Consider the following 14133-nt stretch of genomic DNA (forward strand, 5'->3'; position numbering starts at 1 on the left):
CGGCCCTCGGGGGCCCTTGCGCGAGGAGCGCCCGATCAGAGCACAGGGCACCCTCAGAGCTCCTCGGTCGGGCACGGCCACGCCCCGCTCCCCTCGGGCCGCCCGTCCCCGCCCCGCCGGCGCAGCACCTCCTCGCCCTGCTCCACCGTCATCGGCGTGGCGAACAGGTATCCCTGCCCGAACCGGCACCCGATGCCCGCCAGCAACTCCTGCTGCGCCGGCTCCTCGATGCCCTCGGCGATCACCTCGAGGCCCAGTGTGTCCGCCAGGTGGACGATTCCCTGGACGAGCGCCACCTGCCGGGTGTTGTACGCGATGTCGTCGACGAACGTCTTGTCGATCTTGAGTACGTCGACGGGGAACTCCCGGAGGTAGCGCAGCGACGAGAAGCCGCTGCCGAAGTCGTCGACCGCGATGCGCACCCCCAGGTCCTTCATCTCGCGGACGAGCCTGTCGAGCTCTCGGTCGCGCTGCATGAGCACCGACTCGGTGATCTCCAGCAACAGCGCCCCGGGGGCGAGGCCGGCGGCGTCGAGAGCGCCGCACACCTCGCCGAGGAACTCCGCGCCCCGCCACTGGTGGGCGGAGACGTTGACGCTGACGTACGGCGCCGCGGACGCTCGGGAGATGTGCCGCAGCCGGGCGATGTCGGCCGCGGCGTGGTGCAGCACCCAGGCGCCCAGCGGTGAGATCTGCCCGGTCTCCTCGGCGAGCGGGATGAACTGGTCCGGCGACACCAGGCCGTACCGGCTGTGCCGCCAGCGGACCAGGGCCTCGAACCCGGCGACGTCGCCCGTGGCGAGGTCCACCACCGGCTGGTAGCGCAGAGTGAACTGCCCCCTGCTCACCGCCTCGTTCAAGCGCGCCTGGAGTTCGTGCCGCTCCACCCTGCGGATGCGCTGCTGGGGCCGGAAGCGGCGCCACTGCCGTTTCCCGGCGGCCTTGGCCGCGTACAGGGCGAGATCGGCGAGGCCCAGCAATTCGTGCGCGTCCGTGCTGTCCCGGGCCGTTGCCACGCCGACGCTGGCGGAGACGTTCACCAGGTCGCCGGAGAGCTGGAAGGGCTGACTCAGGGTCTGGATCACCTGTGCGGCGAGGAGTTCGGCGTCGAGGGACTGCTTCACGTCCTCCATCAGGACCGCGAACTCGTCGCCGCCCAGCCGGGCGGCGGTGTCGCTGCGGCGCAGCATCCTCGACAGACGCTCACCCACGACGCACAGCAGCCGGTCACCGACCGAGTGGCCCAGCGTGTCGTTGACGTTCTTGAAGTCGTCCAGGTCGATGAAGAGCAGACAGGTGACGGCGGGATCCCGGCGGGCGCGCATCAGGGCGCGCTCGGCCCGCTCCAGCAGCAGGGTCCGGTTGGGAAGGCCGGTCAGGGGATCGTGGAAGGCCCGCTGGGTGAGTTCGTACTCCAGCCGGCGCTGTTCGGTGACGTCCCGGAGGGTGACGACCAGACCGGCCACCGTCGTGTCGTGCCGAAGGTCGCGGCATCTGACCTCGACCTCGATGTGCTCCACCCTCTCAGCGTCCTGCGGGGTCGGCGTGACCCACCAGTGATCGTGGACTTCCTGCCGCCCGTCTTCGTCGAGGGCCGCCAGGGTGCGGCCCACCTGACCCCGGTCCGGCGGGTCCACCAGTTCCCGCAGCCGCGTACCGGTCAGGTCGGCCCGCCCGAAGACGGCACGCGCCGACGGGCTGGCGTAGCGGACCGTCGTGTCCTCGTTGACGATGAGGATGACGTCCGAGGCGTTGTGCACCAGGGTGCGGAAGTAGGCTTCGTTCTCGTTGCGGATGATCTCGTTGCGCAGGGCGAGGCGTTCCGTCGCCAGGCCGGCGTGCGAGGCGAGGATCCCCAGCGAGTCGCGTATCTCGGTCAGCCGGCGCTCGGGCCCCGCCGCCACCAGCAAGTCCGGAAGCTCGCCGCCCGGCGGCTGCTCGGGCTGGACCAGGGGACACAGCAGGGCCATGGGCAGTCCCCCGAGCCGCTCGGCGAGGACCGGGCCGAGTGCCGGGACGGGGACCATCACGTCGAGGCACCGGGCAGGGCCGGCCGGCCCGTCCCCACGCGGTCCGGCGCTCTGCGCGCCACCCCGGTTCGCGGTGCCGGCTGGACGGAGCAGAGGGTGCAGCACGACGGAGTCCCGGGCCGGCAGCAGCACCGTCGCGTGCGGGACCTTCGGCCCGAGCAACGCACCGACCGCAGCGTCGCAGGCGCGTGCGATGTCCTGCGGCCAGGCCGCCGCCCTGAGGGCGGCGGACGCGGTGCGCAGTTCGCGTTCCCGAACGACGATCTCGCGGTGCGCCGTCACCATGGCGCCCAGCCGCAGGATCACCAGCAGGAAGAGCAGGGCGGAGAAGGCGGCCACCACCCGCACCTCGTGCACGTCGCCCTCGAGTGCCTCGTGGGCCAGGACCGCTGGTGCGATCAACGTGGCGCCGGCCGGCAGCAGCTGGCGCCAGGGCGGCGGCAGGGACGGGGACCGGGGCTCGGACGCGGTCAGCTCCACCATCGAGGGGTGCAGCGCGGCCAGCCCGTAGGCGGTGCAGAAGACGATCCCCCCGACGCCCAGCGGTGCGGCGGCCTCCCCGTGTCCGGCGATCCGGTGGGCCCCGTAGGCGACATCGAAGCAGAGCAGGGTGAGGGTGCCCAGCACGAGCAGGTGTACGGAGCGGTTGCGGCGTGAACCAGGGCGGGGGGCGAGCAGCCGGACCAGCAGCGCCAGCACCAGGACGTCGCCCAGCGCGTACAAGATCCTGACCGCTTCCTGCGGCCAGGTCAGGCCCTCCGGCCGGGCCAGGGGCTCCATCAGGTACACCCATGCCGGAAGGGCCAGCCCGACCGTGACGATCAGCGTGTCCAGCGTGCCGGGCAGGTCGTGGTCGGCCCAGCGGTAGCGGACCAGGCCGAAGAGGGCCGTGGCGAGGAGCGGGTAGACCGCGAGATGGCAGGCGTCCGACGGCGAGGGGAATGCATCCGGGCCGGGGGAGTACGTCAGTTGCGCGTTGTGGTAGGCGTCGCCCGCGGTGAGGGCCAGCAGTGCGGCCGCGAGCATCCCCCACGGCCAACGGTGCCCGGGCCGGTGGACGCGGACCCCGGTCAGGACGGCGACGACGGCTGTCAGGCCGGCGACGGCCCACAGCGGAGCACGCAGCTCCGAGAAGGTCGCGCCCAAGGCGGTCACCACACCGACCAGCGCGACACAGGTTGCCATCAGCCGATGGGGCAGCAGCAAGGCACATGCCTCCCCTGGGCGCAGGACACCGGGGCTGCGTCGGAACACCGACATCTTCTTCGCCCGTATCGAGCATAGGGACGACGCGCAGCCACTGCATCTCGGCAGGCCGCCCCGGCCGGGACGCGCGATCACCGACCGCTGCTCGCCTACGGGTCGTACCAACCCTTCCTCTCCGGCCGCCGTGCGGAGCCCGCGTAGCCGTGCGGGTTGAGCCGTTGGAAGTGCCAGGCGTCACGGCACATGTCGGCGAGGTCCCGCTCGGGACGCCAGCCCCAGGCCTTCTTGACGGTGGTCGCGTCGGCGACGAGTTCGGCGACGTCTCCGGGACGGCGGGGCACGATCTCGTACGGAACGGGCGTGCCGGATGCCCGGGAGAAGGCCGAGACCACGTCGAGGACGGAATGTCCCTTCCCGGTGCCGAGGTTGTACGTGCGCATGCCCGGTCCGTCGGCGAGATGGTCCAGCGCGACGCGGTGCGCCTCGACTGCGTCCATCACGTGGAGGTAGTCGCGGACCGGGGTGCCGTCGTGCGTGGGGTAGTCGTCACCGTGGACACTCAGGTGCCTGCGTCGGCCGGCGGCCACCTGAGCCACGGACGGCATCAGACTGGAGGGTGTGCCGAGGCGGTCCTCGCCGAGCAGCCCGCTGGAGTGGGCGCCGGCCGCGTTGAAGGAGCGCAGGCACAGCACGGTGTACTCCGGGCAGCGACGGCAGACGTCGGCGAGGATCTGCTCGCACATCCGCTTGGCGGCCGCGTAGGGGTTGGGGGGACGCGCGGGCGTGCTCTCCGGCAGCGGGCCGCCTCCGGCGTCGCCGTAGACGGAGCAGGAGGAGGAGTACACCAGCTGGTGCACCCCGTGGTCGTGCATGGTCCGCAGCAGGGTGGTTGTGCCGCCGACGACGGAGTCGTAGTACTCGACCGGCATCTGCGTCGACCTGTCCGTGGACGTGAGCGCGGCGAAGTGGACGACGGCGTCCACGGAGTGCCGGCCGAATGCGGCCGACAGGGAGTTCCGGTCACGGATGTCCAGCTCGTAGACCGCGCCGACGAAGCGGCCCGCGAGCCGTTCCACCCGGGAGAGCACTTGGGGAGTGCTGTTGGAGTAGTCGTCCACCACGATCACCTCGTAGCCGTGGTCCAGCAGTTCCACGCACGCGTGGCTGCCGACGAAGCCGGCGCCGCCGGTGACGAGGACCGTGGACGGCGGGGGCGCGGGCGTGCGCCCGGATGGGGCGCCGCCGGGGCCCGGGCCGGGCCGGGGCACTTCGTCGGCGGCGAACCGTACGAGTCGGCGCTCCCTGCCCGAGGGAGCCGAGAACTGTTCGCTGTGGGCCATGGCGAAGATGCTCTCGTGTGCTGGTTACGAGGTATGTTTACGTCGTATCCTCACTGTCCTCTTCCGGTTCCCCGCAGTCAAGGCCCCCGAGTGCGCGATGCCCTGTCCGGGGGCGGGCCGGGTGCGCCCGGTGATCTGCTGCCCGCACGCCGGCGGCTGAACGCCGAGCACCGCGCGCCGCTGGCGCTGTGCCGACTCGTGGACGGCCTTCCGAAGCGGGACGGGTCCCTCGATCAGCTCGCCGACGTGCGCGGGGCAGCCTCCGGACGGGGCGGGACGGAAACAGGCCGCACGGACCACGGCAGGAGAAACCGCGCGTGTGGACGATCTGCGCTGCGATGATCGGACCGACGCCGAGCAGTTCCAGCAGTACACGGGGCTTCGTGGACCGGCCTCGGTCGGCAGATGGAGGGCGGGGAACGTGCGCGGCGAAACGCGTGAAATCGATCCCGAGTCGCCAGGTGCCCGGCGTAATCGTGGGTACCTGGTGGGGACAGGCGAATTCGTCGTGCTCTCCGTACCGATGGAGGTGGGGAGTGGAGACCAGCAGCAAGGGCGTGATCCTGGCCGGGATCGACGACACACCGAACTCCTGGCTCGCCGCGGACTGGGCGGCCACTGAAGCGGAGCTGCGCGGCAGCGCGTTGAGGCTTGTCCATGCCGTCGGCCCGGGACCCGAGATCGGATACGACGAGACCGGGGCAGACCTCACGCGGCAGGTCTTCGAGACGGTCACCGGCATGCTGGACGAGAGCCGGGCCCGGATCGGGGCCTCCCACCCGAGTCTGAGCATCGACGCCTTCGTCGCCCATGACCGTCCTGCCGAAGCCATCCTGGACGCGGCTGAGGACGCCGACCTGATCGTGGTCGGCACCCGTGGGCGCGGCGGTTTCGCCGGACTGCTGCTCGGATCGGTGAGTCGGAGGGTCGCCGCGCACGCCGACCGCCCGGTCGTGGTTGTCCGGGAGCCGCGGAGGAACGCAGCGGACGACGGCATCGTGCTCGGCGTACGGGACGACCGCGACGAGGAGGCGGCGCGGTTCGCCTTCGCCATGGCGGCGCGTCGGCGGACGAGCGTGCGCCTGGTCCATGCGTGGTCGCCGGTCACCCAGGTCGAACTCGCCGTGCGACACGTGGACGCTCTCGACGAGCAGCAGCGCGCCCACCGAGCGGTGCTGAACCGCGTCGCCCGGCCCACCGCTGACTTTCCGCAGGTCCCCGTGGAGACCGAGTTGGTGAGGGACTCGCCGACCGCCGCACTGGTGGCGGCTTCGAAACGGGCTGCTCTCGTGGTCGTGCCCCGCCACCCGGCTGAGGGTCGGCTCGGGCTGCACCTGGGGACGGTGACCCACGCTGTGCTGCATCACGCGGAGTGTTCCGTCGCGATCGTTCCCACAGGGTAGGTCGGCCTATGACGGCGACGTGACCGCAGGCAGCCATGGCGGGAGGAAGCAGTCATGCAACTCCCGGGTGCGCGTCTCGCGCCTGCTGGGATCGGGCCGTCGATTCCCGACGTTCTGCCCGCAGAGGCAGTGGTACCCGCTGCTCAGGCCACCAGCACCTAGTGTCGCATCAGGCAACGTCCGCCCCGTCGCGACGCCCGGCACGCAACGTCGCTGCACCGGACGAAAGCCCGAGTGCATCCAGTACGAGGGCTTCCGGCCGGCACACCGAGAGCACGCACCGGACGCCGCTCCTTGACGGGCGAACGTTGCCTGCCGCGGCACTAGCTGCTCTGTCCTGGGAGGTTGCGGACGGGAGCCAGGTCTCGACTGAGGGATCTTTGCGGACGCACGCCTTGGCGTGCTTCTTGCTGATGTCCAGGCCGGCGCAGCGTTCGTGCAGCACGTCCATGGCCTTGCTCCCTCCCCCCACCGGACGGCCGAGCAGTACGCCGTTCCGGGAGGGCCACGGGGGAACAGGATGCTGACGCTCGTGCTCACAACAACACTCCACGCTTCCCGTGGACGGCCCCAGCACCATGCTGACCTGCGAGCTCACCGGCATCACAGAAGCCTCGGTTTCGGCCGGAACGAACCCCTCCAGCCTCCCGGACCGGCATCAACCCACGTCAGGGCGGACAGAAGCACCTGCGGCGCGCGCCACGGGATCTACCACGCCCCGGCGCACGCCGAAAGTGCGCTGCGTTGCTGACCTGCAACTTCACGATGCACACCGCTCAGTGGCCGGTGCCCTCCAGCGTCAGAGTTGCGAGGATCAGGCCACGCGTCCGCCGCCTTGCTCGGACTCTTCCTCTTCGTCGGGCAGATGGACATCGTGGACAGCGATGTTCACCTCCACGACTTCCAGGCCGGTCATGCTCTCCACCGCCCGGATGACGTTGGCGCGTACGTCCCCGGCGGTGTCGACGATGGAAGCGCCGTACTCGACGACGATGCCCAGGTCCACAGCCGCCTGACGTTCACCGACCTCCACGCTGACCCCTCGGGTGATGTCGTCGCCGCTGCCCGGTACGCGTTCTCTCACGGCACCGAACGCCCTGGCCATTCCTCCGCCGAGGTTGTGGACCTCGGGGATCTCGCGGGCCGCCATGCCCGCGATCTTGGCTACGACCTTGTCCGCGACCGTGGTGTCTCCGCGCGTCCCCGGAGGGGTGTCGGTACCCCTGCGGCCTTTGAGCGTCGTCCCCTTCTCGCCCCTCTCGTCGCGGGGACTCGTCCTTGCGTTGGCGCTGGTGCGGTCCGTGGTCTCCGCCATGGTGGTCACCTCGCACGGTGGGAGTGGGTTTGCGAGCGTTGTCATCCCTTCCAACGCTAGACCGGTCGGACTCAGCGGTAAAAAGATGGCCAGACGGGCGGTCAGTCATCGTCGGCGGGGAGGGCTTGCTGGTCGGCGAGGGCGTTCGCCAGGGCTCCGACGGCTGTCGGGTGCAGTGGGGCGCGGTCTGCCGGCCCTTGGACATGCCTTTGGGCGCTGCACAGCCGGTGCAGTAGTTGCGGCCCATCGCCGCGCGTTCGGGCAGGCTGGTGGTGGCCGCGGCGACCATGCCGCCGCCGTGGCTGGTCAGGCCGCGCGGCACGGCGTGGGCGCGTCGACTGTCAAGGTGGCGATGGTGTTCCTCAGCGGGGGCACCGCCTCGTGCCACGCCCGCTCGGTCGCCGCCCCGTGCCTGCTCGGCCCGGGGAAGTGGACGGTGAGCTGGGGAGGTGGAGCATTCCAGGACCAGGTCACGCTTCTCACCGGGGCTGAGCAGCAGGTCGACGGCCAAGCCCTCCGTTCGGCAGACTCGGCTCGCCGGGGAAGGCCGGCGCCTCTCGGCACTCGACAATCCCTTCGGTGGTGGCCCGGCGACTGCGCCAGATCAGCGTGCCCTCCTCGTAGCTGCCGCCGCCGTCTCACTCACCCCGGCCGCCTGCGCGACCGCCCGGATGCTGCCGCGTCCCAGCAGCCGGGCCTCCGCTCCCACCAGCAGGCGTCGCTGCCGCTCGTCGAGATGCGGGAGCAAGTCCTCCAACTTCAGGGCGAGTTGGGCACGAGTCTCGTCCGGGATGCGCATACCACACCAACGAGCTCCAGCACGGGAAGCAAACGTTGATGATCTGCAAGCTCCAAGGACTGTCCCGCAACTGTTGCCCGCGGCCGAGACGATCTCGCTGTCAGGTGCGATCAGAGCGTCGGAGCACGTCCCCGGAAAACTCCTGTGCACCGCCCGCGCACCTCTGCGATCATCCCTGAATGGCGCACAGTCTCGAATCGCTGGTCGTCCGGCACACTCACCGCCTTTCCTCTCCCAAGGGCTCCGCCGGGGAAGGAGCTGTCGCGGCACGACAGTTCGACGCGGCACTGACATCCGTGGGCTTCAAGCTCTCGGCGGAGCTGCTGGAGCGGCTGTCGGGGCTGTCCGAGGCCGCGGTCGTGCACACCGCCAGGCGGACACTGCGCACGGTGGGCGAGATGGTGGGCGACCACGTCCGGCACAACGCGTACTTCATCGACTTCCCGGCGAACGTGCCGGACACCGAAGAGTTCTGGATGCAGTGCGTGGCGAAGGCGCTCGGTGAGGAGAAGTCGCGCGAGAAGGTGCTGACGCAGCTGACGCACGGGGTGCTGGACCTGCTCAGCCTCCCCGCGTACGGCCGGTACCAGCACACCTACGAGGACATGCTCGCGGCGCAGGACGAACTGATCGCCTCGGCGGGCGACCGGGTCACCGTCCTGCATCTCGGCCGGGACCTGGACGACGAACTCACTGACCTCTACCTGGGACTGGCCGGCAGCACGACCCCACTGGGCGAGGACGACCTGCGCGACCTCAAGATCCTCGCCGAGCGGTGCGCGCCCGGCCCGCAGCCGGAGGCGATCCCGATCCGGGAGAACCGAGCGGTCATCAACGAGGCCCGGCTCGGCGTCGGGGCGGACCTCCTCCTCGACACCGTCACCGATGTGCTGAGGCTGGCCTGTGCGCTGTCGGGCGGCGACGTGACGCTGCAGGAGCCGACCCGGTTCCGGGCGCTGTCGCGACCGCTGCGCCGGAGACTGCTCGCGGGTCTCGAAGCCGTGGTCGCGGCGAACCCCGCGAAGCTCGCCGATGTGCACGCACACCGTGAGCCCTTCAAACGGCTCGGTGAACGTCTCCACCCGCACGAGTACCCGCGCTGGCCGCACGCCGCCGATGTGTTCGCGGTCGCGCGGGGCGAGAAGGAGGCACGCTCCTTCGACAGCCGGATCGAGCAGCTGCTCGACGCGTTCGACGTCCTTGGCGCGGTGAAGCTGCTGAAGTCGGCTCCCGGCAAGCTGTTCCGCGCCCTGGACCTCCTGCTGCGCATCGCCGCCTCCCAGGAGGAACGGGACGCGGTGGTGGCCGCCGCCGTGCAGGTGGCTCCCGACGTCTCGGGCCGGGTCGTGCTCTCGGTGCGCGAGCATCTTCACAACCGGGCACGTGAGAGCGGCGAACCCCGTATCTTCGTCAACCGCAGGGGCCGTGCCTGGGTGACCCCCGACTTCCGACCGCCGGTACCGGCCGCCGACCGCGATCGTCTGATCGCCGCCCTCGACGCCGAGATGCGCCGCCGGCTTCCGGCGCCGGGTCGGCTGCTGCTCGATGCCGATGTCCTCGACGTGGCGCTTCCGCTCAGCGGCCGGGCAACCGCGGCCGGGTTCGGCGTACTGCCGCGCGGGTCCATCTCCGCGGTCGACGGCGAACAGCTGCGCTTCTTCGTGTACTGGAAAGAGACCAAGGACCGTACCGACTACGACCTGTCGGCGCTGCTTCTCCACGCCGACTACAGCACCGATTCCTGGCTCTCCTACACATCCCTCAAGGCCGTCGGAGGCAGGCATTCGGGCGATGTCACCGAGGCACCCGACGGGGCTTCGGAGTTCATCAGCCTGTCCCTGGACCGGGTGCGCAGCACATTCATCGTTCCGCAGGTCAACATCTACGCCGGCGAAGGCTTCGAGGAGGTCGAGGAGTCGTTCTTCGGCTTCATGCTGCGCGACGGCGAGCACAAGGGCCGACCGTTCGAGCCGCGCACCGTGCGGATGAAGTCGGAGCTGCGCGGGGTGGGCCGGGTGGCGCTGCCGCTGGTGTTCCGGCGCGGGGACGACGGCCGGTGGCGCGCGAAGTGGCTGCATCTGTATCTGAAGGGCATCTCGTCGGCCAACCGGGTCGAGGAGAACCAGGCGTCCGTGTCGACGGTGGTGCGCGCCATCGTGGAGCGCGAGCAGTTGACGGTGGGATACCTGATCGGCCTGATGCCCGGCGACACCACGACCGTGGATCTGTGGGACGGCGAGCCGGTCCCGGACGAGCCCGTGATGTACATCGGCCTCGAACGTCCCGAGGGACTGCATCCGGACTCACGGATCATCACCCTCGAAAACCTGCGCGACTTGATCCCGGGCTGAGTGCTAGCGTTACCTACGGCGAGGCCATGAAGGGGCTTCCTTCTCAATTCCTTTCCTGAAACAAGTTCCTTCGCTTTCCTCGCCGTTGACTTCGACTGGGAGGCGCCCGCTCGGCGCCTCCCAGTTTTCGTATGCCGGTACCCCAATACCCGGGAGGACCCGGATGAAGGGGTACCGGGCGGACCGCTCCGCGTCCACAGTCCGCGCCTGGGTGAGGGCCAGGCGGTGGGACTCCGTGCAGATCTGGGTCAGGTTGCCGCCGAAGGTGAGCCGGTCGATGACGGCAGCGCAGAGTCGGGGATTTCTCCTGGTCCGACGGAGTCCTCCGGCTTCTGGCTGCCTCTTCCGCGTTGGGTCGTCCCTGCGTGTGTGGGGTAGACGTGAGTTGCCAGCCGGAGCCCGGTGGTGGGCGGAGCCGTCCCTGTCGATGTCCGAAGCCGTCTGCGTGGATGTCCGTAGTCCTCTGCACATGTGGCACCCGGGGTCCGTCCGGGCCGTGTTCGTGCCAGGGCTCGTGCGTTCTCTGGCGGCGAGACGTCCTGAACTGCCGGGTGAGGGTGGGTTGTCGGGGTGTGGGCAGGTGATCAACTGAAGCAAGCGGTTCGCGACGCTGCTGTCGGTCATGGGGGCCTTCGTCGAGTTCGAGCACGCCCTGATCCTGGAGAGCGTGAGGGCATCGCCGCGGCCGAGCCGCGTGGCGTCCACACCGGCCGCAGACCCGCACTCACCTCCGAACAGGACCGGCGGCTGCGCGAGCGCGCCGCCGCTGGCCAAGGAGTTCGGCATCAGCCGCGAAACCGTCCACAGCTACTTGCGCGCCGCCCGCCGCCGACTGAGCCAGCGCATCCTGTGGCGCCCCGGCGCGCACGGGACTCCGGCCCACTGTCCAGCGTGGTGCAGACGACTTCGTACGGCCCGGCGTATCCATGCTCCCCTGCACACAACGGCTGAAACCCGCAGCTCATCCACGCGGACGACTTCGAAATCTGACAACGGTGATCTTTGTGTCTCATGAACGATCGTCACCCGACGCCCTGCGGTCTTCTGCCGTCCGTTCCCGCCAGTAGGCGAGGGCGTCCCAGGCCTTGAGGGTGTCGGGGTGGTCGGGGCCGAGCACCCGTACCCGGTCGTCCAGCAACTCGGCGAAGGCAGCCGCCGCCCCCGCCGCATCCCCCGCCCGGCCGCGCGACCGGGCGAGCTCGTGCCGGGCATCGAGGGTGTAGAGGTGGTCGGGGCCGAGCGCCTGTTGGCAGTCGTCCAGCAGCTCGGTGAAGGCGGCTGCGGCCCCCGCCGCATCCCCCGCCTGGCCCCGCGACTGGGCGAGCTTGTCCCGGGCCTTGAGGGTGTCGGGGTGGTCGGGGCCGAGATGATGCCGGACGGTTTGAGTGAGGTGTTCGTAGTGGTCGCGGGCTGCGGTGACCTGGCCGGCTTCGCCGAGGCTGGTTCCTGTGCGGTACAGCACCGCATGTGCGCCGGGTCGGTACAGGGCGTCCCCAGCGCGCTTGACGAGGGCAGTGGTGTTGACGCGCAGGGCTTGGGCGAGGGCGGTGTCGCGTTCGACCTCGGGCCAGGCAGCGACCAGGGCGTCTGCGGCGACGAGGGCGGTCTGGTCGTGCTGGTGGGGGGTGAGGGCGTCGCGGGTGGCGCGCTGGATGAGCTGGTGGACGCGGACGGCCTGGCTTGGGGTGGTGGGGATGTGGTCGATGAGGCTGAGCCGGTGTAACGCCCGCAGGGCGTGTACTGCCTCCCGCGAGGTGACCGGGGCCGGTTCCTCGGCCGGGCCCGGGCTGGTGCGGTGTGCGGTGAGGTGGGCCAGGGCGGGCTGGCTGGTCAGGACGGAATCGGGGATGCCGTTGGCATCGAGGAGGGCGGTCAGTCGGAGCATGGGGCGGGCCAAGCCGGCCGGGCGCAGGGTGTCGGCGCGGTCGATGGACAGCGACCAAGCGGCGGCCAGGGGGAGGGCCTGGTCGTCGGGCAGGACGTCGGGGGCGATGACGGCGAGGGTGGTGGCGCGGTCGGCCAGTAGGTTGCGGTAGGTGGCCACCTCATCGCCGGAGTCGATGAGGTGGGCGGCGGCCTGGGCGAGAGCCAGGGGCAGACAACCGAGATCCCCTGCCAGGGCGGCCAGCTCATCGGCGGATTCGTCGCGGCCGTGGGCTGCCAGGGAGGCGGTGAGGTGGGTGAGGTATTCGTCCGTGGTGAACAGGCCGACCTCGACCGTGTGGCGGCCGTGGCCGGTGAGGGCGGCATCCCGGCGGCGGGTGGTGACCAGGGTGCGGCCGTGGGAGCTGTCGGGCGGCCACAGACCGCGCAGGTCAGCGGCGTCGGTGACGTCGTCCAGGACGATCAGCCACCGGCACGGCTTCGTTCCGGCCTTCGGGGTCAGCCAGGCCAGGAACGTCCGCGCTGCCTGTTCGGGGTCGTTGGGGTCGGCCCGGCACAGTTCGACGCCGGCCTGGGCGTATCCGGTCACGATGGGGGAGCGGGCGCTCGCGGTGACCCAGACCAGGATGTCCAGGCCGCCGGTTTCGCCGGCGTCGTCCCAGGCGGTGCGAGCGTAGTCGGCGGCGAGCTGGGTCTTGCCGACCCCGCCCATGCCGGTCAGTAGCTGGGTCAGTACGGCGGTGCCGCCGCCGTCGACCTTCGCCCGCAGGCGGACGGCCTCGGCGCGGTGCAGGAAGGACCGCGCCGCGGGCGGGATGACGCCGACCTGGTGCGGCCAGTCGGCCGGTTCCTGGGGTCCGTGCTGCTGCATGGTCAGCGCGCCGATGAAAGCGACACATAGCCCCGCCTTCGACAACCGTCGGCAACAACCGACCCTCAAACGCTGCCGACTCCGGGAAAGGAGCTCCGTCGTTCCGGGCGCCATACTCGATGCCAGCCGCGGGCAGGTCGTCACCCTGCCGCAGCATGCGGGTGGGTCGACCAACCAGCCCGATGCCTTCAGACCACAACATCAGTAAGGACATTCCATGCCGCTGTCCCGAGCTGCACTGGCCCTTGCGGCCGCCGCTTTGATACCGACACTGCTCGCCGCACCGGCCTTCGCCGCCGATTCCCCCGGGACGATCACCGGGGCCGCAGCGACGGCCGAGCCCGATCCGGGCGCTGGGGTGAACCAGCTGTCCGACGACGAGGTCCGCCTGGCCATCATGCGCATCCTTGCCGACCCTGAGACCGGCCCGGCAGTACGCGCCGCTGCCCAGGCCGCGATGGACGGCACGATCGTGGACCAGCGGTACTTCCTGGAGACAGGGCGCTGGGTGGCTCAGTTCGAGGACGACCGCGTGGCCGTCTCACGCATCCTCTACCTCGCCCAGCAGAACAACGACAGGACCGTGGTCAGGGAAGCCGGCAAAGCCCTTGAGACGGACACCCCCGAGGCACTGCGCACGTTCCTGGAGACCGGCTACCGTCTCGCCCAGGCCGAAGACGACCGCGTAGCCATCCTGCGTATCCTGGCCGACCCGACGATCGGCGACGAACTCCGCGCGGCAGCGCAGACGGCCCTGGACGACGGCTCCCCGGAAGCGCTGCGGTTCTTCCTGGAGCACGCAGAGATCTAGTAGATTGTTGCGGCTTATTTTTGCTGTGATGTTGGGTAGAGGTGGCGCAGTTTCACGCGTGCGTCGTCGGTGGTGAAGTGCCAGTCGACTTGGCGTTGGTCGCTGTTGGTCTGCTGCTGCCAG

General features: G+C 70.4%; 7 protein-coding genes and 1 pseudogene. 3 read left to right on the forward strand and 5 right to left on the reverse strand.

Translation table 11 applies throughout. The features are described 5' to 3' along the window. Positions 1-53: 53 nt before the first annotated feature. Together JS756_RS29805 and galE are read right to left on the reverse strand one after the other, a co-directional pair. Entirely contained in the window at positions 54-3215 is a 3162-nt protein-coding gene (locus JS756_RS29805; RefSeq protein ID WP_205386361.1) for an EAL domain-containing protein, read from the reverse strand. A 170-nt stretch (positions 3216-3385) separates the two neighbouring features. Next, the gene (galE, locus tag JS756_RS29810; protein WP_205386362.1) at positions 3386-4576 is read right to left on the reverse strand and encodes a UDP-glucose 4-epimerase GalE; all 1191 of its coding nucleotides are present in this window, start codon (positions 4574-4576) and stop codon (positions 3386-3388) included. A gap of 536 nt (positions 4577-5112) precedes the next feature. Here galE and JS756_RS29815 point away from each other — a divergent pair. Beyond that, positions 5113-5979, forward strand: a complete 867-nt coding sequence (locus JS756_RS29815) for a universal stress protein (protein ID WP_307791214.1) — start codon at positions 5113-5115, stop codon at positions 5977-5979. 814 nt (positions 5980-6793) lie between these two features. Here JS756_RS29815 and JS756_RS29820 read toward each other — a convergent pair. Next, positions 6794-7294, reverse strand: coding sequence for an Asp23/Gls24 family envelope stress response protein (locus JS756_RS29820; RefSeq protein ID WP_205386364.1), 501 nt, complete (start codon positions 7292-7294; stop codon positions 6794-6796). Between the two features lie 634 nt (positions 7295-7928). Next, positions 7929-8093: pseudogene (locus JS756_RS29825) on the reverse strand (ISAzo13 family transposase); the annotation flags it as partial. Between the two features lie 179 nt (positions 8094-8272). Here JS756_RS29825 and JS756_RS29830 point away from each other — a divergent pair. After that, positions 8273-10444, forward strand: coding sequence for a TerD family protein (locus tag JS756_RS29830; RefSeq protein ID WP_205386365.1), 2172 nt, complete (start codon positions 8273-8275; stop codon positions 10442-10444). 1009 nt (positions 10445-11453) lie between these two features. Here JS756_RS29830 and JS756_RS29835 read toward each other — a convergent pair. Beyond that, positions 11454-13199, reverse strand: a complete 1746-nt coding sequence (locus JS756_RS29835) for a tetratricopeptide repeat protein (protein WP_240204557.1) — start codon at positions 13197-13199, stop codon at positions 11454-11456. A gap of 217 nt (positions 13200-13416) precedes the next feature. On the opposite strand from JS756_RS29835, the gene JS756_RS29840 reads away from it, so the two are divergent. Then, positions 13417-14010 (forward strand): ALF repeat-containing protein, encoded by a 594-nt coding sequence (locus JS756_RS29840; RefSeq protein WP_205386366.1) that lies wholly within the window; start codon positions 13417-13419, stop codon positions 14008-14010. Positions 14011-14133 lie beyond the last annotated feature (123 nt).

This window comes from Streptomyces actuosus, from assembly GCF_016921115.1.
Classification (GTDB): Bacteria; Actinomycetota; Actinomycetes; order Streptomycetales; family Streptomycetaceae; genus Streptomyces; species Streptomyces actuosus_A.

Bases quoted from the DNA above. Each gene is read 5' to 3' on its own strand.
- JS756_RS29805 (WP_205386361.1), bottom strand. From the start codon at position 3,215: ATGGCAACCTGTGTCGCGCTGGTCGGTGTGGTGACCGCCTTGGGCGCG.
- galE (WP_205386362.1), bottom strand. From the start codon at position 4,576: ATGGCCCACAGCGAACAGTTCTCGGCTCCCTCGGGCAGGGAGCGCCGA.
- JS756_RS29820 (WP_205386364.1), bottom strand. From the start codon at position 7,294: ATGGCGGAGACCACGGACCGCACCAGCGCCAACGCAAGGACGAGTCCC.
- JS756_RS29830 (WP_205386365.1), top strand. From the start codon at position 8,273: ATGGCGCACAGTCTCGAATCGCTGGTCGTCCGGCACACTCACCGCCTT.
- JS756_RS29835 (WP_240204557.1), bottom strand. From the start codon at position 13,199: ATGCAGCAGCACGGACCCCAGGAACCGGCCGACTGGCCGCACCAGGTC.
- JS756_RS29840 (WP_205386366.1), top strand. From the start codon at position 13,417: ATGCCGCTGTCCCGAGCTGCACTGGCCCTTGCGGCCGCCGCTTTGATA.